Here is a 22,564-nt window from a genome sequence, read left to right as displayed (position 1 = left end):
GTGGCGCTGCACTGAAAATCATTTACTTTCCTGTAAGACATGATTATTCTTAGCCACTTTTGCTTGTAAAACAGAGGGATACCTTATGGGGTTAGGTGTTATTTACCTTTTTAAAGAACGGCGATTTTTGCCTTTTTTCTTTACTCAGTTTTTAGGTGCCTTTAATGATAATGCATTCAAGTTAGCAATGCTTACCATGATTAGCTACTATTTAACTGATTCTCAGGCTCAATCAGAATATTACCAAGCCCTCGCTGGCGCTTTATTTATATTGCCATTCTTTTTACTTTCGGCCACTTCAGGACAAATAGCCGATAAATACGATAAAACCAAGGTTATCCGCATCATTAAAATCTTTGAAGTACTTTTAATGATTATCGGCAGTTTTTCGCTTTATTGCGGTAATATTTTTTGGATGATGTTTACCTTAACTGGAATGGGAACCCATTCAACATTTTTTGGACCAATAAAATATGCTATTTTGCCTGATCATTTGCCCAAAAAAGATTTGTTGGGTGCAACGGGGCTTGTTGATGCAAGTACCTTTATTGCGATTCTTTTAGGAACTACTTTAGGAAGTTTAGCTATAGGCATCAAAGGCTCTACACCCTATATCGCTATTTTTATGACTATTTTAGTTGCTTTACTAGGCCTGTTGTCTTCTTTGTTTATTCCTAGCGCTCCTCCAAACTCATCCAATCTAAAGATTGATATTCAGTTTTGGCGGGCAACCTATCGATTGATAAAGCAGGCGAGGGAGCATTTTGGTATTTTAGTAGCTACCTTAATCCTCTCTTGGTTTTGGCTTTTAGGAACGGTTTTATTGACCAAATTACCTGATTATACCAATTATGTTTTAGGTGCTAATAATACAGTTTTTGCTCTATTTCTAGCTCTATTTTCTCTGGGAATCGCTGCAGGTTCTGTGAGTGTTAACATCATTTTTCGGGGTCGAATTGCTCTGGCTATAGTTCCTTGGGCGATGTTTGCATTTACTTGTTTTACTGCGGATCTTTATTGGGCCTCATCCTATATTCAGGAACATGAATCTTTATTAACATTCATGTCATTTTTCACTAATAAAACTCATTGGCGCATTGCTATTGATTTATTCTTACTGGCCTTTAGTGCGGGCTTATTTGTCGTGCCTTTATATACCTATTTACAAGTTGCTAGTGCACCAGAACACAGGGCACGCGTAATTGCTGCAAATAATATTTATAATGCATTATTTATGGTTTTAGGTTCATTAATGGTCATGCTGTTTTTGCATTTTAGTGCAGCCATTCCGCAAATGTTTTTGGTTTTAAGTGGGTTGAATACGATTGCCGCCTGGCTTGCATGGCGATTTTTAAAACGTGTGACGACAATTGGTTTAGTGTAGCCTGGTTGCTTGCAACCAGGTTTTCCTTAAATGGCAAGCAGTGAGAGTGCATTGAGTAAAATAGAAAATCTAGTTGTTAGCAACCAGACTATGCCTAATAATTACTCAACCAATCTCTAGCCGGAAGAAAATCACTGTAAAGCCGAGCCTCAGGACTATTTTCTTTAGGTTGCCAGTTATACGCCCAGGAGACATCAGGTGGAAGCGACATTAAGATCGATTCGGTTCGACCACCAGATTGCAAACCAAACAACGTACCGCGGTCATAAACCAAATTGAATTCTACATAACGTCCACGTCGATAATTTTGAAAAGCTTTTTCTTGCTCTCCAAAAGGAAGTTCTTTTCGACGAGATACAATAGGAGCGTAGGCTTTGATGTAATGATCTCCAATACTTTGCATCAAGGAAAAACTATGTTCAAAGCTAATTTCATTATAATCATCAAAGAATAAACCACCGATACCGCGGGCTTCATTACGGTGTTTAATAAAGAAATACTCATCACACCATTTTTTAAAACGGGGATAAATGTCCTCACCAAAAGGTTGACAGGCATTTAATGCCGTTTGGTGCCAATGCCGACAATCTTCCTCAAATCCATAGTAAGGTGTTAAGTCAAACCCGCCACCAAACCACCAAACGGGAGATGAACCTTCTTTTTCTGCAATAAAAAAGCGAACATTCGCATGTGATGTAGGAATGTAAGGATTATCTGGATGAATCACCAAAGAGACACCAAGGGCGCTAAATTTTCTACCTGCTAATTCAGGACGATGCGCGCTGGCTGAAGGGGGAAGCTGTTCTCCTGAAACATGGGAAAAATTAACTCCGGCTTTTGCAAAGACCTTACCTTGGGCTAATACACGGGTGATACCACCGCCACCAGCAGGGCGTTTCCATGCATCTTCAATGAATTGCGAGTGCCCATCCAAATCTTCAATAACAGTACAAATATTGTTTTGTAATTGCAAAAGATAAGCTTTTACTTGTTCTATAGCATCTACAGGAAGTTCATAAGTAATTGACATGGCGAGTACTCAAATTTATATTAGATCGACTATTGCTAGATGTTGCATGTAATCATCGAGGATCGTTGATTTCCTGCAACGAGCTATTTTCTCATTTATTTAGAATTGGCACAATGTTTGTGCTGAGGGATGTAAAGTTACAAGGGAGTATGTATGTCACGAAATCTTGACTCTTATTTTGGCGTTCACGCCAAAGCCTTAATTGGACGAGATCAGCGAGCCTCAATGCTAGCCAATAATCTGGCTAATGCCAACACACCAAATTTCAAAGCCCAAGACGTGGATTTTAATAGTTTTCTGGCCGAGCAAATGGCGGCAAGTGCACAGCAAATGGCCGTTACTTCAGCGAATCATATTACTAAAAATGGTGATCTTGCGGCTAATGCGAAGTTTCGTGTTACTGCACAAACTGCTTTAGATGGAAATACGGTTGATAAAGATTTAGAAACCATGGAATTTGCTCGTAACTCTCTGAATTATCAGGCAAGTTTGACTTTTCTTAATAATAAAATTAAAACTATGATGCTTGCATTGAAAGGAGAGTAGGGATGTCTATCGGTTCGATTTTTGATATTGCAGGTTCAGCACTAACTGCTGAAACTGCACGTTTAACTAGCAGTACTTCAAATTTAAGTAATGCCAACATAGAAACAGGTGATATGGATAATGTATATCGCGTCCAATACCCTGTATTCAAATCAATACAAGAAGGTGCAAATCAATGGATTGGTGATCAGGTAAAAGCTGGTGTGCAACTAAAAGGAAATTATGTTAGCAATGCTGATCCTATTAAGCATTACCAACCGGATAATCCTATAGCAGATAAGGATGGTTATGTTTATACGCCTAATGTCAATTACGCCGAAGAAATGGCCAACGTTATTTCCGCTGCGAAGTCTTATCAAATGAATCTTCAGTTAGTTAGTCAAGCAAAACAATTAATGCAACGTACTTTGCAATTAGGTGAGTAAGGGGAAAGGGAATGACAACAAATTCAATAAATGGAGTAAACGGTGCGGCTCAGATGTCGGCAAGCCAAATGGCTCCCCAAAATTTGGGACAGCAGGATTTTTTGCGGTTAATGGTCGCTCAAATTCAAAATCAAGATCCAATGCAGCCGCAGGTAAATGGTGAATTTTTGTCACAACTCGCGCAATTTAGCACAAACGATGGCGTTAATAAAATGCAAGAGTCTATGCAACAAATGGCAAACTCATTGCAATCAAATCAAGCATTACAAGCCTCAGCATTAGTAGGGCGCAAAGTTTTAGTCAATAGTGATAGCCTCAAGTTGGATAAAGAAGGTGATGTAAAAACAGCTATTGATATCCCACCAGGAGTAAGCGACATCAATGCATTTATTTATGGTGCATCGGGTGAGCTGATAAAAACAATTCCTTTAGGTCAGCAAGTACCTGGGTTCTATCAATTCGCTTGGGATGGGATGGGGCAGGATGGAAGCCGTTTACCAGAGGGACAATACAAAGTAGCAGTACACGCTAAGTATATGGGTAAAGAGGTTGCATTTAGGACAATGACCTCTGCGAATGTAGATAGCGTGAGCCTTGGCCAAAATGGAGATGGTTTAAAACTGAATGTAGCTGGGGTCGGAGCAGTTTCATTAGACCAGGTAAAACAAATAACGGTATAGGACGGAGACAAAAATGATTTTTGATACTGGTATAAGTGGACTGAATGCGGCAGCAAGCCATCTCGATGTAATCGGTAATAATATTGCGAACTCTTCAACCGTTGGTTTTAAAGGGTCTCGTGCTAATTTTGGTGATATTTACTCTTTTGGTGGCTATAACTCAGGAGGCAGCACCACTGTTGGTGGCGGTGTTATGTTGACTCAAGTTCAGCAGATGTTTAAAAATGGTACCATTACTAATACAAATAACACCTTAGATCTTGCTATTAGCGGCAATGGCTTTTTTATTTTGGATAACCAAGGTAGCACCGCATATACACGAGCAGGGCAGTTTGGTCTTGATAATCAGAATTATATTACCAACTCAACAGGCCAATTTCTTACTGGTTATTTGGCAGACGCTTCAGGAAATATCACTGGAACTACTGGTAGAATCCAGGTGAATCAGGCAAATCTGGCCCCACAGGCAAGTACTACCGTAACTGCAGGACTTAATTTGAATTCCGGTACTACACCGCCTGCAGCTGATTGGGCTGGTGGGGCAGCACCTGTAAGTGATACGTATAACAATACAACCTCAATGACGATTTATGACAGCTTGGGTAATTCGCATGTATTGAGTATGTATTTCATCAAAGCGGATGCTGCGGCCACAGGTGGAAGCCCTGATGCTGCTTCACCTCCAGGAACTGAAAACCAATGGTATGTAGCGTTTCAGATTGATAATCAGGATGTTCCTGCAATTACGACGCCTGGCAATAGCGCCAATCTTTATGCAGCTAATTTTAATTCCGATGGTTCGTTTTCATTAGTGCAAGATACCACAGGAACTCCATTAGCAAGTAATTTGATTCCCTTATCAATGACATTAACTAATGGTGCTAATCCACTGAATCTAAATGTTGATTTATCAAATTGTACTCAGTTTGGCAGTCCATTTGCGGTGCAGTCAGCAAACTCGAATGGATACACCACTGGTAATTTAGCTGGATTAAATGTTTCTGCTGATGGTACGGTTTCTGGAAGTTATTCCAATGGTCAAACTTTAGCTATGGGGCAAATCCAATTAGCTAACTTTGCAGACCCTGAAGGCTTACAAAACATTGGTAATGTATGTTGGTCTGCCACAGCCGCTTCAGGCCAGCCCTTAATTGGGGTTGGAACAACCGGTAATTTGGGCAGTATTCGCTCTGGTAGTTTAGAGCAGTCGAATGTTGATTTAACTGGCGAGCTGGTTAGTTTGATTGGCGCCCAACGTGATTTCCAAGCGAATGCTCAAACCATTCGTACTGGTGATGCGATCACACAAACGATTATCAATATGCGTTAAGGGGCTAATTAATGGATCCTATTTTGTATAATGCTGCCAATGGCGGGCGTAGTAATTTCGCCCGTCAGGAAGTGATTGCAAACAATTTGGCAAATGTAGGTACTACCGGTTTTAGAGCTGATATGTACCAAGCACAAACACTCTATGTGCAAGGCGCCAAGGGCAGCAATAATTACGGTCAATCGTTTACTGTCCAAAATCCTTCTGCTGCTGATTTTACTCCAGGGCCTATTGTTGTAACTGGGCGTAACCTGGACGTAGCGGTTGGTGGAAAAGGTTGGCTAGCGGTGCGCGGTAGTGATGGAAAAGAAGCTTATACCAAAGCTGGAAGCCTCAATATTGATGCAAATGGTTTTTTAGTGACCGCATCTGGTAGACAGGTCATTGGAAATGGCGGTCCAATTTCGATTCCTCCTGCCACCAATATTGATATTGGTACCGATGGCACAATAACGATTGTACCAACCGGAAACGGGCCTCAATCTGCGACTACAGTAGATAGAATTAAAATGGTTTCTTTAGATCCTGCCAACATCTCTAAAGGTCCTGATGGTTTATTCCAATTAAACAAAGGTGGAGTTGCTCCTACGGACACTACACTGAAGCTGACCAGTGGTGCGCTTGAAGGGTCTAACGTTCAGGCGGTAGAACAAATGGTTGCAATGATAAATGCTGGACGAGATTTTGAAACTCAAATGAACTTGTTATCAACTATGGGGGAAAATGCTCAAAAGCTAACCCAAATAATAGGTGATTAAATAAGTTTTTAATTTTAAGTGGTGTGGATTATTTTTGAATAAATGTAGGAGATTTACATGCAACCAGCATTATGGGTGAGCAAATCGGGCTTGGAAGCTCAAGAAAAAACTATCGGTACAATTGCAAATAACTTGGCTAACGTAAACACTACTGGTTTTAAGCGTGACAGGCCTCAATTTGAAGATTTACTCTATCAAACTTCTAGTCAAGCGGGAGCGCAGTCTTCGGAAAACTCCATCGTTCCAACGGGTATTAATACCGGAACAGGGGTTCATTTGGTTTCTACTCAAAAAATGTTTCAACAAGGAAGCATTCAGAACACCAATAACGCTTATGATATTGCGATCCAGGGACAAGGTTTCTTTACTATTTTGATGCCAGACGGTACTCAGGCTTATACCCGTAATGGTGCATTTACAATTGATAGTACAGGCCAGATTGTTGATAGCCACGGGTATTTATTGCAACCAGCAATTACCTTACCAGCTCAGACATTGGGTGTGACAATTAGCCAGGATGGAGTAGTTAGCGCTACTGTAGCAGGCTCTACAACACCAACTAATCTCGGCACTATTCAGCTTACTAATTTTATGAATCCAGCAGGACTTCAGCCATTAGGTCAAAACTTATTCGTTGAAACGCCTTCAAGTGGAAATCCTATACTTGATAACCCTGGAAATAATGGTCTGGGAACTTTATTGCAGAATAATTTGGAAGCGTCGAACGTGAACGTAGTTGAAGAGCTAGTCAATATGATCCAGGCTCAACGTAGCTATGAAATTACTGCGAAAGGAATGCAAACCGTAGATAATATGTTGCAATATTTAAATCAGACTGTTTAAGAAGATTGGAACGATGAAATTACTTAACTTTTTAACAGTTGGTTGTATGGCACTTTTTTTAGGCGGATGTGATGCTTTAAATCCGCCTGTCGCTGGAAAAAGCCCTGATTATGCACCTACTTATCCTGCATCGCCGGATCCCAAACAGTTGAGAAGGCAAACAGGAGCCATTTATGATCCTGAAACCGCCTTACCACTATTTGAGACCAACCGAGCTCGCCATGAAGGGGACATATTGACAGTGCTCTTGATTGAAAATACGAATGCCACCAAGAATGCGACACTCCAGCAAATGAAAAATGATACTAATAAGGTAACCAACAAACTATTTCTAGGTCGTCCTATTTCCCTTGGCGGTGGTTACAGCATGGATTTTGATTTAAATAATCAACGCCAGTTTAACGGTTCAGCACAAGCGGTACAAAATAATAAGTTGGCTGGGAATGTTTCAGTAACTGTAGCCAAAGTTTTAGCTAATGGTAATTTGGTCGTTCAAGGAGAAAAGTGGGTTAAAATCAATCAGGGCGAGGAGTATGTTCGCTTGTCAGGTATTGTGCGGCCACAAGATATTAAAGGCGATAATACGATTACTTCAGATCGGGTTGCCAATGCACGAATCTCTTATGGTGGTACAGGACAGGTTAATAATACAAATGCTCAAGGGTGGCTGGCTCGAATTATGTGGGGCCCCTTATTCCCAACCTAATAGTGTTATTTGGGGTTGGGCTTTCGGGCTCAACCTGGTAAAGCTTACTTGCTTGTGTGGCATTGGAATTTGGATATTAATAATAATGAAAGGAACAGTAATGCGGCGAGTGCTGATGGTTACATGCCTGTTCGCAATGAACCTGTTACTAAATCAGGTTTATGCAGAACGGATCAAAGATTTGGCAACGCTGGCTGGTGTGCGTACTAACCAATTAATTGGCTATGGCTTGGTCGTTGGTTTAAATGGTACGGGTGATAAAAATGGCACACGTTATACCGAAGATAGCTTTGCAAACATGCTCACGCAGTTGGGTGTAAATATTAGAGCAGGGACCAAACTTAATTCGAAAAACATGGCAGCTGTTATGGTAACAGCCAGTTTGTCGTCGTTTATGAAAAAAGGGCAAACTTTGGATGTTAATATTTCCTCAATAGGGGATTCTAAAAGTTTGTTAGGTGGCACTTTATTGATGACTCCGCTAAAAGGAGCTGATGGCCGTATTTATGCAATCTCTCAGGGAAACGTTATCGTTTCAGGTATTAGTGCTTCAGGAAGCGATGGCTCCAGTGTTACGGTCAACGTGCCAAGTGGAGGGCGTATTCCTAATGGTGCGACAATAGAAGCTGATATTCCTAATCCATTTTATTTTACTAAAAACCTTACTTATAATTTACATAGCCCTGATTTTTCTACGGCTAAAAGTATGTCGGATGCAATTAATCAGCAATTAGGCCCAGGTACTGCTAAGGCATTAGATGCAACCTCCGTTGTGGTGACTGCGCCGGTGAAAATGTCACAACGAGTTGATTACGTTTCGGTTATAGAAAACATAGAATTTAAGCCTGCTGAACCAATGGCTAAGATTATTATTAATTCGCGTACAGGTACGGTGGTCATTTCATCCAATGTTATTGTTAAATCAGCCGCAGTATCTCATGGTAATCTCGTATTAAGTGTTACTGAAACGCCTGTAATTAGCCAGCCAAATGCATTTGCAGGCGGTAGAACGGTGGTCAGACAACAATCCCAGGTGAATATTGCGCAGAAAAATAATCACGCATTTGTATTACCTAGGGGCACCACACTTAAAGATATCGTTAGAGGTATTAATGCAGTAGGGGCGACACCGGCGGATGTTATTGCCATACTTGAAGCCTTACAGCAGGCTGGTGCATTGAATGCAACCTTAATCGTGATATAAGATAGGGATTCGGTCGTTTAGAAAGCCGAATAAAAACTTAAAAGTTAATTAAAAGCTCTCTGCTTACGCGGAGGTGACAAAGAATCAAAATAGCTCAAAAAAGAATTTGCTTTTTTTTTGAGCTAGAATTTAGGTTAATTGATAAGGATAGTTACTATGTTACATGGCATTGCAACCAGTGATTTCTCAGCTTTGGCTGATTTAAAAGCGAAGGCAGTTACTGATGCTAAGGGAGCAGCTCCTGAAGTGGCCAAACAATTTGAAGGAATTTTCCTACAGTCCATGCTAAAAAGTATGCGTATGGGACAACATTTTCTTGATGACTCCAGCCCTTTTCGAGGCAAAAATCGAGAAACCTTCGAAGACATGTTGGATGCTCAGTATGCAAGTAACATTGCAGGCTCAAAAGGTATTGGTGTTGCTGCGATGCTGACTCGACACTTAGGATCAGTAAACAATATAGAAACCCCAGCTCCGAATGCGCCCCCGACGGTTATGCCAACAGCATCTGCTGATATGCAGTATATAACTCCGAAACAAGCGATTAGCAGCGATACCAATAAACCACCAACTACCGTGGATGATTTCGTGCAATCCATTTGGCCCAAGGCCAAAGAAGCGGCCTCCCTTATCGGTCTGGATCCAAAGATTTTAATGGCACAAGCTGCGTTAGAAACTGGATGGGGTAAATTTATTACGAAGGATTCTGAAGGGAATAGCAGTAATAACTTATTTAATATCAAATCTGGTGCTAATAGTGACTATGATTCGGTTAATGTTAAAACAACGGAGTACATTGCCGATACACCTATTAAGGTGAACGCATCGTTTAGAAAATACTCTTCAATAGAGCAGGGTTTTGAGGATTATATTTCCTTGATTAAGCGAGATGGGCGTTATCAAGATGCTTTAGCGAGCGCTGCCAATCCTGAAAGTTATGTGCGTGAGTTACATAAAGCTGGTTATGCAACAGATCCAGAGTACAGTACAAAGATTTTGTCTATTTATCGTGGTGATGAATTAAATCAGGCAATCCAACGTTGCGATTTATCGGCACAGGTTTAATAATAAAACTATGATAATATTAGAATTATTGTGGTAAGCTAATAAAAGACTAGGGACAGTTTGCGTTTCGCTAGCTTGAGGAAAACAGTCCCAAGTTGAAATGGTAACGAAATAATAGGTCAGGGAGTGAACAGTTATGTCGATTTTGAGTATCGCGTATTCGGGCTTAAATGCCTTCCAATATGCATTGGATGTAACCGCTAATAATATAGCAAATCAGAGAACACCAGGTTATTCCAAACAAAGTATATTGTTAGCGGATGCGATGTCGGAGCGTTATGGTGGCGTTTATGTAGGTACAGGGGTTTCTATTACCTCTATTTACCGGAATGCCGATCAATTTGCCAATACTCAAATGAGAGCCGCTTTAAGCACTCGTAGCCAATATGAGGCATTTTATAACCAAGCAAGCCAGATTGATCAGTTAATCTCTCAAAATGGCAGTAGCATTTCTGCTGCAATGCAATCTTTTTTCGATTCATTTAATCAGTTAAATAATGCGCCTGATAGCACAGCCTCACGTGGTGTTGCATTAAGCCAAAGTCAATTATTGGTGCAACAATTTAATTTCTTGCAATCTAATTTGGATCAAATTCAAGAAAATACTACCGCTCAAATAACCATGATTGCTAACCGAATTAATCAGATAGGTGCTGATTTGGTTGCATTTAATGAAGAAATCATGGGAAATCCAACTTCGCCTGAACTTTTAGATCAGCGCGATCAATTACTTAAAGAATTGGCAGAATTCTCTGATTTAACGGTTATTGTCCAAAATAATGGTACGGTAAACGTTGGGATTGGAAGTGGCGAAATGTTGGTTGTTGGTCCAAACCAAAGAACCTTATCCGTCCAGTTTGATCCTTTAAATACATTAGGTACTCGCGTTTTATTAGGCAGCGGGGCCGGTCAGTTAGATATTTCTGCTGAGCTAACCACTGGAACCTTAGGTGGTCTAATGAGTTATGAAAGCAATATTATTGCGCAAACCAGCCAAACAGTAGGGCTCATGGCGATTGGTTTAGCGCAAACATTCAATGCCCAAAACAAATTAGGCATGGATCTCTATAACCAAATCGGACAAGATTATTTTACTGATTTTAACAGCAGTACTGCACAGTTAAAGCGTTCGATTTCTTCTACTGATAATGTGGGCACTGGCGTATTGTCGGTGGCTATTTCTGATCTGTCGCAAATGAAATTAAGCGATTATCAGTTAGTGGTTAATGATACGGGAACCAATGAAGTACGTCTTATTCGTCAATCTGATGGCACGAGTATGACGCTTAATTGGTCCAGTAATCCACCAGCTCCTCCTGCAGGACAAATAGAAGTTGATGGAATGACTATTACTGTCGATGACATAAGTAAATTAGTGAATAATGACTCCTATTCATTAATCCCTACACGTGGCGCTGCGCGTGATTTAGAGCTCTTAGTGAGCGATCCTAATTTAATGGCTTTAGCATCACCTGTTAGAACTTCTGCAGCTACCAGCAATACTGGGGTTGGGAAAATTGCTTTAGGTACCGTATTTAATACCTCAGGTGTGTCGGATCAATACGCAATTAATTTTACCTCACCTACTGAATTTAATGTGGTTGATGTCACTACAGGCACTACAGTTGCAGGTCCTTTACCTTTTACTCCTAATATGGACAATGTGGTACAAATTCCTGACGCAACAAACCCATCCTATTCAGTGGTTCTCTCTGGAATACCTAATGCAGGAGATAGTTTTACTGCTGAATATAACCAAGGTGGTTTTGGTGATAACACGAATGGTTTATTACTCGCAGGTATTCAACAAGCACAGTTATTTGATAGTGGCAATGAGTCGCTTTTTGATTGTTATTCTGACTTACTTTCTAGTGTTGGAAGTCAAACTCGCCAAGCAAAAACGCGTTATGACGCTTTTGATGTGTTGTACAAGCAAGCGGTTTATTTTCAAGAAAGTAAAAGCGGGGTGAACTTAGACGAAGAGGCCGCAAATTTATTGAGGCTCGAGCAGGCTTATGCAGCTGCAGGAAAATTAGTTGAAGTTTCTAATCAAATGATGCAAGTGCTGTTTGAGATGATGAGGTGATAAATGCGTATTTCAACAAATCAGGTGTACCAGACTGGATTAAGTAGTTTATTAACTCAGCAAATGCGTGTAACAAAATTGCAAGAAATGCTTGCAACGGGAGTTAAGGTACAATATGCCTCTGATGATCCTATTTCCTATGCTCAAATTCAGTGGTTGAATCAGCGTGTGAGCACGACTGAATTATTACAAACGAATTGCATTAATGCTCAAAATGCGCTGGGTTTAGAAGAATCAATATTAACGAATAGTGTTAGCAACCTGCAACGTTTACGAGATATTCAGGTTTTGGTTGGAAACGGTACTTTATCTGATATCCAACGGAAAGCCTATGCTGTTGAAGCTAACGACATATTGACGCAACTGCAGGCGTTTGGAAATACCAAAGATAATAATGGCAATTACCTTTTTTCCGGTGGCCAAACCTCTACGGAACCATTCTCTTTAAATGCTGCGGGAGAGTATGTTTATAATGGCGATAGTACTACTCGTTATCAGGTTATTTCAGGTAGCTTGCAGATCGCAATTAATGATCCAGGTAATGGGATTTTTATGAATATACCTGGCGGAAATGGTAGTTTTACTGTAAGCCAAACAGCAACACCTAATACGGGTACTGCTTCGGCCAGTACAGGGTCTGTGACCAATGAGGCTGCCTATATTCCTGACAATTATACGATTAACTTTGTACCGAACTCTGCCGGTGAATTAGTGGTCATGGTGAGTGGGGCCACAACTGGTAATGTGATTCCTCCATCGGGCTCGCCTGATGATGCACCATTATATCAAGAAGGAATGTCTGTTAGTTTCAATGGTATGACGGTAGAAGTGTCTGGCATGCCAAACGCTGGTGATGCGTTTGCTATTAATCCCTCAACGAATACGTCTATTTTTGCTACGATTCAATCCATGGTTAACAATTTAAGTTTGCCTTATTCTACTGCGACAGAAAAGGCTTCTGCAGTAACTGTGAACAATCAAATATTAGCTCAAATAGATAATGCGTTGACGAATTTTACTAACATGCTTGCAAGTATTGGTTCTCGAATGAATCAAGTTTCTAGCTCATCAGACTCGAATCAAGATTTGATCGACATGAGCAAGGAAATTTTAAAGTCTTTAACTGATACTAATCCTGTTGATGTCGCAACGGAGTTCAATCAAGAGCTAGTAAATCTACAAGCAGCACAGGAAAGTTTTGTGCGCGTGCAAAATTTATCTCTATTTAATTATATTTAATTCCAGATAGACGGCTGATGCTTCAGCCGTCGGAGAATAGGTATCCTGGATGGGGCGCAGCCCAATCTGGGGTCGGTATTTGAATTAAGTCCCGATCCCTGAGAACGTTGTGCCGCTATCAAGCCTGGATTTTAATCCCCCTTAAAAGCATGTCAGCTCGTAATAAAAAATACTTCACATCGTCTAACTAAAAGAGGGAGTTTATGCTAATTAAGCCGCCTTTATTAAAAAAACAATTAGTAACTTTTACCGCCATAGTTTCATCGTTATTCGGCATACATGCAGATGCGGCAGGTTTTCAGCTGAATGAGACGAGTACTAGCTTGCAAGGAACAGCAATGGCAGGTTCTGCCGCGCAAGTTAATGATGTTTCTGCAATGTTTAGTAACCCCGCAACATTGTCTACGCTAAGTGGCCTTCAAGCTTATATCGGTGCAAGCCAATTATTCCCTAATATGAGCGTGTCTCAGGGAGACGCTGTACATACTTTTAATGTGCCAGGCACTCCACCGACTAATTTTTCTACGTCCGTATCTGGCGATACGCATAGAAATAATTTAAACAAATCAGTTTTTATTCCTAATGGTTATATTGGTTGGCATTTTTTTAATAATAAATTTAGTTTTGGTGTTGCCGTTCTTGAACCATATTACATGTCGAATAATTATTCGCGAGATTCAGTATTACGATTTGCTGCAGTTAAATCGGAAATTAATTCCGTTAATATTAATCCATCTATTGCTTATCAAGTAAATGAGCAGTGGTCTTTGGGGGTTGGTTTTCAAGCGCAATACCTTAAAACAGAACTTTCTAATTTTAATGGTATTTATACGGCTACCCCTGCTATTGATATGTATTTAGCGGCGACCAGACCTTCTTACATTGAAGGGGATAATTGGGGATATGGTTATACTCTTGGAGCCCTATATCAGCCTAATCAATTAACGCGATTGGGAATTGGATATCGTTCCCAAATTTCATCACGTCAAATGGGATCTGCTGAACTTTATACCTTGCCAGGTGAGGGGCTTATTCCCGCTCCTGCGAATACCTTTTTGGCTAATGTTGAATCTTATGCGAATACTAATCTCAAGACTCCTGGGGTGTTAACTATGAGTGCCGCTCGGGATATTAATGCGTGGACTGTTAAGGCCACAGCACAAGTTAGTTTTTGGAATGGCATGAATCGCTTTCGCATAGAGACGCCGAATGGATTTAACCAAATAAGCACTGGGCCTATGAAGTGGCGTGATGCATGGTTTGGGGCATTAGGGGTTGATTATCGTGTTAATCCATCCTGGGTTGCTCGAGGAGGTGTTGCTTATGATGAAACACCAGTAAGCAAGCGATTTAATGATCCTCGTTTCCCTGATGCGGACCGCGTTGTGCTAAATTTTGGCCTGAGCTATATGATTAATAAATATTTATCTCTTGATGGGGCATACTCGCATATTTTCATGAATGATCAACGGCTACATGCTACTCAAGTAGCTTTTGGGGGGGCTGGGGTTCAAGAGGTGAATCAGGTGAGTGCGAAATATAAGGGCTCAGGAGACGTTGTTGCTTTAGCTGTTCGTTATACCGCCTAGATAAAATAGACAATAAACCGTCATTGTTGTAACGAAGTGAAGAACTCCGAAGTTCCGTGCTCGTACTCCTGGATTGCTTCGTCACTACGTTTCTCACAATGACGAGGTATTTATTTGGGCACTATTTTTGAATCTAATTCCAGCCGTCATTGCGAACGCAGTGAAGCAATCCAGGGTTCCGTGCAATGGACTTCTGGATTGCGTCATCGTTCCATTCCTCGCAATAACAGGATATTTATTTCAGCACAATCTCTTAATTTAAACCCACAGTAATGTGGACTTTAATGATGAGCTTGATGTTTCCACTCCACTTTATCCAGCGGGAAATCCTTTTAACCAATAGTCAGCAATATTAATACGTTGAGTAATCCATATATCTTCATACTGCAGCACATAATCCAAAAATTGTTTAATTGCTTGGCAGCGAGCAGGTTTACCACTGAGCCTAGGGTGTAATCCTACCGTCATAATTACTGGGCGTTTTTCTTCATAAAGATAATTAAAGCTGGCTACGAGCTGTTCATAGAAAGCTTGTGGCGTAGCAAAACCAGGATTGGTTGTAAATTTAAAATCATTACAATCAAGAGAATAAGGAATGATTAAATGTCGCTCCACATAATAGGGTAATTCATCAGCATAACTGTCTGAATCATAAGTAAACCCGCCAATTTCTAAAAGTAAATCCCGGGTATTTTCGCTGCGCCTGCCGGTATACCAACCCCTAGGTTTTTGCCCAACTAATTTTTCCAATGTTTCAATGCACAAAACAATATGCTCTTTTTCAACCTCTCGAGGCACACCGGCGTAATCAACCCAACGCCAACCATGTCCTGCAACTTCATGATTATTTTGAGCGAGATACAGTGCCAATAAAGGATTTAAGAGCAATGCTTGCCCGGTAACAAAAAAAGTAAGGGGAATTTGATAGAGGTCGAAAAGTCGGAGTAATCGCCACAGGCCCACACGACTGCCGTATTCATAGAATGATTCAACACTGAGGTTACGTATTCCCTGATCTTTAGGGGCAAAGGGGAAGTCTGTTCCTTGCGTTTCTGCATATACATCGCCATTAACTGGACTAAGCTCAGCGCCTTCTTCATAGTTAAGGACAAAATTGATTGCTATTTTAGCATTATTGGGCCAATAGAAATTAAATCCATCTGGGCCATAACCTATTAAGTCACGCATGGTTCTTCCCTGGCTAGCCTTATTAATTTGATTATAGCCTTAATAGGGCCTAATTTAATTGCTTAAAATGGATTACATAGTGATGCTTCCAGAACCCACTGTGCTCATTATCTGTAGAAAGAGTCAAGGAGACGACATTCTTTTCATTTAAGTAACTGTTTTTTACATACAATAAGGTGAATTCCGTTGTATTTTCAATCAGAGGAGAGAGCAAAAAGCCCGCTTTTGCCATATTCGCTACGATACGATATTGCCTTTTTATGCCGTTTTCCAATGTAAACGTCATGTATAACTGACTGGGTTTAAAGAACAGCGTTGCGACACGACCTAGAAAGGTAGGGGTTATTTCAATTTCAACATAAATAGGAGCCTGTGTATGTGGAACTGTTACCGATTCTCCAAGCACATGCCGTTCTTTAGCTAATAAAGTAGGCGTATTTCTCCCATTGTTTGCTTCCTTCTTTTTGCGAAGGTATAAAAAATCATTTTTCAAATCAACAGGTTGGTAATTTGCTAAAAGTAAGGGCCAGCTCTTGCCATCTTCTAGGGCAGGAACACGTTCATCGATGGGCTCAATTTTAAAAATAATATTATCTGGGGAGGCTTTTCCCTGCAAATGTTGTTTATTCTTTTCCGCCAAGCGGGAGTTAAACACCGAATAGCTCTGGAACACCGGTCGAGGAGACCATTGGTTGTTTGAGGCAATTAAATAAGATTGATTGTACGAATAAATATCCGTAGTGCCTTGAAATATGGGAAATTCTGCTTGTTGGCTCAGAAAACTCATTGAGAGGGCAAAGTCTTGTTTTAACGAATTGGGATTGTTTATTCGATTTTTAAGCCCATGCAAGGCAGAAGAGTAATTCGATTTAAAGTTATCGCTAATCGATAAATGGGTGTAATGGCTATTAATAACATACCAGGTATTCAGAGAAACACAGAACAGGGCGATTAGCAGTTTTGTATTATTAATCAATAAAGGTAAAAACAAAGTTGCCATCATGATGGAGGTGCCAGGAATTAATGCATGCCCATAATGACGAGCAAATCCTGCTTTAAAGGACATAAATAAAAAGACAAAGAAAATACAGAATAAAAATATTTTTCTCATCCCACGAATGTTCTTCTGCCAAACGATGCTGCCTAGAAGAGCGAGTGCATTAAGGCTATATAAAATAATTTCATCCTTATTGCCATCAACAGACATTGCTTCGGTAAAATCTGAAGCAAGAGAGATACTACCATTCAAAAATGAAGGGAGATTACTGAGGGATTGCCCAATAGCAAGCCAAAATAACAGCATCGAAAGGATAGGTACAATTATCGCAATTAATGCCAGGTGGGCTCTCTTGTTGCTCACAAAAAAGAGGCAACACAAACTGCTCATGGTGATGCATAACAGTATTAAGGAGCCTTTGACCAAAATCATTAATCCAAATGGAGCAAAGAATAGGGCTACCCAGTAAGAGAAATAAGGGGATGGTTTAGCCGAGGACAGATTTTTATAACAAAAGAGTCCAACAAGTAAGGGATAGGAAAAAAGCAATGAGTCTCGGGCATAGACCATAATAAACAGAAAAAAGCAAAAGACTAAAGCCCAAGACCAACGAAATTCTTTTATTAATAGAAGCAAACAAAGCCAATAGCTAAGTGCCAAATACAGACTTCCCCCAACCATTAGTGTGTCTAATGCAGGATGGTAGGTTTTAGTATAAATAAATGAGTAGGGGCCCAAGGTAAAGATAATGTCTTTACCAAAAGCCAGCCCTTGGACGACAGCTTGATTTAAGCCCACAGCCCAAGACGAATCAAGTGTTGACGCGGGCATTTTTGGCGCAAAAGGGACAAAGACGCAGATGAGAATGAGAAGTAAAAGAAATTTTATAAATAAGCCAACAGAGTAATTTATATTCTTAGCGAAAGGGTTCATCTTTTCCATTGCTCCCATGACCGATATTGGCTTAGATTGATGGCGAATCTTGACCTTAAATAAAAGGGAAGTCAATTTGTTTTAATTGAATGAGAGCACAGAGTACGTAACGTTCATAGCCAATATTAGCGCAGCGTAATACGGGGTCGGTACATGAATCAAACTTCGCTCCCATCTTACGCAGTGTTAATACGGGCTACGTGGTTTTATGCCATTTAAATGGCCTCTAACCTAACTCAAAAGAAGTAATCCCATAAATGCCTTCAATAGACAAATTAGGGGCTCCTTTTAAGTACATTCTTGCTGTAGCAAATATCTTGGTCATGCCGTAATGCTCAACCAAATCAACCGCAGAGGGGTTATTTTCTGGAATATCAAGAAAGACCATTTCGCCCTGAGCATGAGCGACTAACTGCTCAAACAAGTCTGTTGCAATTGCAGGTGTATCTGCAAATAATGGCCCTATTTTATACCCCTCAAAACATTTTCTGATTACACCATAACCTTGCAGTTGCCCCTCTTCGACATAGGCTAAAGCTAAAGCTTGATCTTGTTTAATCCAATTTACGAGAAAGTTAGCTCTGGGGGCAGGGAAGTGCCGGCGGTCGTAATTTGCTAGTTGTTCAAAAGAAATTGTTTTTAAATCAACAAGATAATCCATGGCTCTAGGAGTGAGTCGTCTATTTTCTAAGGCATAACGTGCATTGTTATGAGCAAAACGATAGCCAATACGCGCATAATTATCGGTCATCTCCAAAACACCATCAATACCTGCATTGCGATTACCAATATAGGCTAATCTGGCTTCAGTAAGCTGCATGCCATAACCTTGTGCACGGTATTTTTCATCAACAATATAAAAACCACAAAAGGCAAAATGTTCATCATAGATAACGGCAGAGCCTACAGCGATTATTTGGTTATTAAGCTTACCTGCAAAAAAGCCATGAGGATCGGTTTGATAAAAACATTCTGCATCATGAAGACCTGGATTCCATCCTTCCTGTCTTGCCCAATCTACTGCCAGTGTCACTTCATCACGGTTCATCCGTTCAACATGATAATTAGACATGATATTTTCAATAATTGAGGTGTGTATATAAATTAAAGGATAGTATTAGGGCTAAAGCAAATGAGACCTCTTTACATTGCAGATGATTCACTCATAATGGAGTAATTCAAAAAAGGGCAGAATTAGAATGCCATTGGCAGTTATTATTCTTTTTATTACCCTCGTTGGCATTGCATTACGTCGGGTCGCTAGAACAGTTATTCCTATTTGGGCTGTTATGGCTTTTGGTGCTATTGTTAGTTTATTATGCCAACAAATAACCCCAGTGCAGGCAATCGTTGCGATTGACCCAGAGGTCATGGTCTACTTATTTGGTGTCTTTTTTATCGCACAAGCCGCTGAGGAAAGTGGGTATTTAGAACAGGTAACGAACGATATTTTTTATCATGCGCATACCGGAAAACACGCCTTATTCATTATTGTTTTTATACTCGGAACAAGTGCTGCATTCCTGATGAATGATACTATTGCGATTATTGGTACGCCCATTATTCTGCAATTATGCAAGTCACATAAGAGCTTAATTAAGCCCTTACTCTTTGCTTTAGCATTTGCTGTGACGATTGGAAGCGCACTAAGCCCTGTAGGGAATCCACAAAACTTACTGATTGCTGTTAAAGGAGAGATGCCTTCTCCTTTTCTTGATTTTATAAAACCTTTAGCGATTCCAACCATTTTAAATCTTATTATTTGCTATGTACTTATCTATGTTGTGTATAAAGAGCAGCTTGATGAGCCCATCGAAAAAGTAACGCCTACTCCGATTCGTGATTCTAGGACGGTTGTTTTAGTTAAATTAAGTTTAATTATTATGCTGTGCCTGGTTTTTACTAAAATGATTATGGATTTTTCCCATTCAGCAATTAGGGTTAATTTTAGTTATATTGCGCTTATTTCTGCGTTCCCTTTATTATTTAGCAAACAGAAATTGGTGTTTCTAAGGAAACTTGATTGGGGAACATTAATCTTCTTCGCCAGCACTTTTGTGTTGATGCAAAGTGTTTGGGATAGTGGTTTCTTTCAAGCGAATATTCATCGTTATCACATTTCCTTAACCAGCCCAATTGTCATTTTCGCGATTAGTATTCTTTTAAGCCAATTTATTTCTAATGTCCCATTGGTAGCACTTTATTTACCTTTATTGTTGCACTCCGCTCACACCAATTCTCAATTACTAACCTTAGCCGTAGGAAGTACTATTGCCGGTAATTTATCTATTCTAGGTGCGGCAAGTACTATTATCATCATTCAAAATAGTGAAAAACGAGGTATTAAGGGATTTGGTTTTTTTGAGTTTATCAAACTGGGCTTGCCCTTAACCCTGCTTAATGTTTTGGTGTATGTCTGTTTCTTTTAAAGCACACCAAGGTAATCGATAAAAAAAGAGAAAAACCATAAATAAATCAAAAGCGCTGCTATAATTTAGTACTATATTACCCGGTGTTTATCACCTAATTAGAGAAGCAAGAATGCCAGAAGCTCCTTACTTGCCCAATGAAGAACAACGCCTCGCGGCTGTTCAAAAATCACAGATGTTCGGTACACCCGCTGAGGAACGTTTTGACAAAATTACGCGACTTGCACGTAAGCTTTTTAACGTGCCATTGGCCGTAATTGATATTTTGGGGGCGAAAGTATCATGGATTAAAAGTTCACAGGGCTTAAAGGCGGTTATGGGGATAAGAAAAGACTCTTATTGCCACCATACCATTTTGGACGACGAAATTTGTGTTACCTTTGATGCGCGCAAAGACCCTCGTTTTTTTGATAGTGCTTATACGGATACCTGGGTTTTTTATGCAGGTGTTCCCATTCATTTTGAAGGTGAACGTATAGGTGTATTTTGTGTTGGCGATACTAAACCGCGTAGATTCAGCTTAGAGCAACAAGAAACACTGCGAGACCTTGCCTCCTTAGTGGAACGGGAGCTAAATTTTCATGTGCTGTCTGAAGCACAAGTTAGGTTGGCGCAGCAAAACGAAGAGCTTGAGCGCAAGAGTCGCATCGATCCTTTAACCCACAGTTGGAACAGGGCTGCTATTTTTGATATTGCTGCCATGGAGCTAGAGAATATCCAGGACAGCTTTCTTGCAATATTGATGATTGATGTTGACTGTTTTAAAGAAGTAAATGACACATATGGGCATCAAGCTGGAGATTTGGCTCTGCATACGATGGTTGAGAAAATACGCGCTATATTACGTCCAAAAGATGCATTAGGACGTTATGGTGGTGATGAGTTTTTAGCGGTATTAGCAGATGTTAATCTAAGCGAAGCACTGAGAATCAGCCAGCAGATTTGCGATGAGATTGCCGCAACCCCTATTTCTTTTGATGGATCTATTATTTATCTCACTTGCAGTATTGGTTGTGCGATTTCAACCAGTTTAGATGATATTTATTCATTAGTGAAACACGCAGATGAAGCCTTATATCAAGCCAAAGAGGCAGGGCGAGGTAATGTCGGTTTTTGAGGAGTTAACTTATGAAAGTAATCCTAACAGCCTTACCGGTGCCTCGGTTCCATTGCGTATCCTAAGAGGGCAAATCAGGACAAAAGCCCCCGTTGCCGGCATATGCTCTAAATTGGCAACATTTTCCAGCAATATTTTGCCTTTTCCTAAAAAGGCTTGATGGACTTTAAAACCATATTTTGGACAATCTGGCGATAAGGTATCAATGCCCAACGCGGCGACTCCTCGCTCCAGCAATAAATTAGCAGCCTCCGCGGAGACGGAGGGAAACACATGGTTATTATGATATTTGAGCGGCTCACTCCAGAATCGCCCCCAACCAGTTTTAATCATCACGCATGCATCCAGGCTAATTGGGCCATACAGGCTTTCAAAATCGCTAATATCCTGTGCTGATACCCGATAATGTGCATGTGCTTTACTGGATACATCAATGACAATACATGGCATACATAAGTCATTAACATCAAACTCATCAATGCATCTTCCATGAGGAACACAGTGACTTGGAGCATCCATATGGGTGCCAATCCCTGCATCCATATGGAGTTTCATCACACGGAATTTATCGTCACCTTGGCAGTCAGCATAATCTATTTGCAGTTCATGATTAAAGCCACAGCTGTTATCCCAATTGGGAATGGAACCATCTAAGGTATGGGTTAAGTCAATGAACTGATAAGGGAATTTCATAAGTTAGAGTTCAAAATACTACATTTTACAATAGAAAAGTAAGGAGTGTAATTGTGATTTTGCTATTGAGGAATGCATCAAACAGAATTTTTGTTTTTTTTTAAATTATTTTCTTTAGGCTTTGATGAAAAAACAATTAATGATAACTAATTGAATATTAAAAATTGTTAATTTCCCATGAGCACGATAAGGATATTCTAGTTCCTTGTGAGTTTTATTTTTCCAGTATGATCTTACTGGTATCGCTATTGAAAAAAATAATTCACGCGTGTATTCTTCACATTCTTCAACCTTAATCGGTATGGAAAAGCAATCTTCTTAG

20 protein-coding genes are annotated in these 22,564 nt (G+C 40.2%); 15 read left to right on the top strand and 5 right to left on the bottom strand.

What is annotated here, in order from left to right; translation table 11 throughout:
- The first annotated feature begins 85 nt into the window (after positions 1-85).
- Positions 86-1,384, top strand: coding sequence for an MFS transporter (locus J2N86_RS09965; protein ID WP_252579248.1), 1,299 nt, complete (start codon positions 86-88; stop codon positions 1,382-1,384).
- Between the two features lie 94 nt (positions 1,385-1,478).
- Here J2N86_RS09965 and hemF read toward each other — a convergent pair whose 3' ends face one another.
- Positions 1,479-2,414, bottom strand: a complete 936-nt coding sequence (gene hemF / locus J2N86_RS09960) for an oxygen-dependent coproporphyrinogen oxidase (RefSeq protein WP_252579247.1) — start codon at positions 2,412-2,414, stop codon at positions 1,479-1,481.
- Positions 2,415-2,567: 153 nt separating this feature from the next.
- On the opposite strand from hemF, the gene flgB reads away from it, so the two are divergent.
- From flgB to J2N86_RS09900, 12 genes are all read left to right on the top strand, one after another.
- The gene (gene flgB / locus J2N86_RS09955) at positions 2,568-2,960 is read left to right on the top strand and encodes a flagellar basal body rod protein FlgB (protein ID WP_252579246.1); all 393 of its coding nucleotides are present in this window, start codon (positions 2,568-2,570) and stop codon (positions 2,958-2,960) included.
- Between the two features lie 2 nt (positions 2,961-2,962).
- Positions 2,963-3,385 carry a flagellar basal body rod protein FlgC gene (gene flgC / locus J2N86_RS09950; RefSeq protein ID WP_252579244.1) on the top strand — a complete coding sequence of 141 codons (423 nt, stop codon included), beginning with the start codon at positions 2,963-2,965 and terminating at the stop codon, positions 3,383-3,385.
- An 11-nt stretch (positions 3,386-3,396) separates the two neighbouring features.
- A complete protein-coding gene (locus tag J2N86_RS09945; protein ID WP_252579243.1) occupies positions 3,397-4,065 on the top strand; it encodes a flagellar hook assembly protein FlgD in 669 nt (222 codons plus the stop codon).
- Between the two features lie 13 nt (positions 4,066-4,078).
- On the top strand, positions 4,079-5,395 hold the full coding sequence (gene flgE, locus J2N86_RS09940) for a flagellar hook protein FlgE (RefSeq protein WP_252579241.1): 1,317 nt from the start codon (positions 4,079-4,081) through the stop codon (positions 5,393-5,395).
- A gap of 11 nt (positions 5,396-5,406) precedes the next feature.
- Positions 5,407-6,153, top strand: coding sequence for a flagellar basal-body rod protein FlgF (gene flgF / locus J2N86_RS09935; RefSeq protein WP_252579239.1), 747 nt, complete (start codon positions 5,407-5,409; stop codon positions 6,151-6,153).
- A gap of 57 nt (positions 6,154-6,210) precedes the next feature.
- Entirely contained in the window at positions 6,211-6,996 is a 786-nt protein-coding gene (gene flgG, locus J2N86_RS09930; protein ID WP_133135527.1) for a flagellar basal-body rod protein FlgG, read from the top strand.
- Positions 6,997-7,009: 13 nt separating this feature from the next.
- Positions 7,010-7,702 carry a flagellar basal body L-ring protein FlgH gene (locus J2N86_RS09925; protein WP_252579238.1) on the top strand — a complete coding sequence of 231 codons (693 nt, stop codon included), beginning with the start codon at positions 7,010-7,012 and terminating at the stop codon, positions 7,700-7,702.
- A gap of 100 nt (positions 7,703-7,802) precedes the next feature.
- Positions 7,803-8,906 carry a flagellar basal body P-ring protein FlgI gene (locus tag J2N86_RS09920; protein WP_252579236.1) on the top strand — a complete coding sequence of 368 codons (1,104 nt, stop codon included), beginning with the start codon at positions 7,803-7,805 and terminating at the stop codon, positions 8,904-8,906.
- Positions 8,907-9,062: 156 nt separating this feature from the next.
- Complete coding sequence (gene flgJ, locus J2N86_RS09915; protein ID WP_252579235.1) at positions 9,063-9,971, top strand: flagellar assembly peptidoglycan hydrolase FlgJ; 909 nt, start codon at positions 9,063-9,065, stop codon at positions 9,969-9,971.
- A gap of 136 nt (positions 9,972-10,107) precedes the next feature.
- Entirely contained in the window at positions 10,108-12,057 is a 1,950-nt protein-coding gene (gene flgK, locus J2N86_RS09910; protein WP_252579234.1) for a flagellar hook-associated protein FlgK, read from the top strand.
- A gap of 3 nt (positions 12,058-12,060) precedes the next feature.
- On the top strand, positions 12,061-13,296 hold the full coding sequence (gene flgL / locus J2N86_RS09905) for a flagellar hook-associated protein FlgL (protein ID WP_252579232.1): 1,236 nt from the start codon (positions 12,061-12,063) through the stop codon (positions 13,294-13,296).
- 203 nt (positions 13,297-13,499) lie between these two features.
- Positions 13,500-14,885, top strand: a complete 1,386-nt coding sequence (locus J2N86_RS09900; protein WP_252579231.1) for an OmpP1/FadL family transporter — start codon at positions 13,500-13,502, stop codon at positions 14,883-14,885.
- Positions 14,886-15,197: 312 nt separating this feature from the next.
- Here J2N86_RS09900 and J2N86_RS09895 read toward each other — a convergent pair whose 3' ends face one another.
- From J2N86_RS09895 to J2N86_RS09885, 3 genes are all read right to left on the bottom strand, one after another.
- Positions 15,198-16,073, bottom strand: coding sequence for a polysaccharide deacetylase family protein (locus J2N86_RS09895; RefSeq protein WP_252579230.1), 876 nt, complete (start codon positions 16,071-16,073; stop codon positions 15,198-15,200).
- A 49-nt stretch (positions 16,074-16,122) separates the two neighbouring features.
- Positions 16,123-17,901 (bottom strand): hypothetical protein, encoded by a 1,779-nt coding sequence (locus J2N86_RS09890; protein ID WP_252579229.1) that lies wholly within the window; start codon positions 17,899-17,901, stop codon positions 16,123-16,125.
- 328 nt (positions 17,902-18,229) lie between these two features.
- Positions 18,230-19,075, bottom strand: a complete 846-nt coding sequence (locus J2N86_RS09885) for a GNAT family N-acetyltransferase (RefSeq protein ID WP_252579228.1) — start codon at positions 19,073-19,075, stop codon at positions 18,230-18,232.
- 127 nt (positions 19,076-19,202) lie between these two features.
- On the opposite strand from J2N86_RS09885, the gene J2N86_RS09880 reads away from it, so the two are divergent.
- Positions 19,203-20,432, top strand: coding sequence for an SLC13 family permease (locus tag J2N86_RS09880; protein ID WP_252579227.1), 1,230 nt, complete (start codon positions 19,203-19,205; stop codon positions 20,430-20,432).
- A 112-nt stretch (positions 20,433-20,544) separates the two neighbouring features.
- The gene (locus J2N86_RS09875) at positions 20,545-21,549 is read left to right on the top strand and encodes a GGDEF domain-containing protein (protein WP_252579226.1); all 1,005 of its coding nucleotides are present in this window, start codon (positions 20,545-20,547) and stop codon (positions 21,547-21,549) included.
- Between the two features lie 9 nt (positions 21,550-21,558).
- On the opposite strand, the gene J2N86_RS09870 is transcribed toward J2N86_RS09875, so the two are convergent.
- On the bottom strand, positions 21,559-22,242 hold the full coding sequence (locus tag J2N86_RS09870; protein ID WP_252579225.1) for a cyclase family protein: 684 nt from the start codon (positions 22,240-22,242) through the stop codon (positions 21,559-21,561).
- Between the last annotated feature and the right edge of the window lie 322 nt (positions 22,243-22,564).

It is taken from the genome of Legionella lytica (genome assembly GCF_023921225.1).
In the GTDB taxonomy this organism is placed as follows: Bacteria; Pseudomonadota; Gammaproteobacteria; order Legionellales; family Legionellaceae; genus Legionella; species Legionella lytica.
The sequence above is the reverse complement of the archived record's forward strand: the minus strand, read 5'-3'. Positions and strand labels throughout refer to the sequence as shown.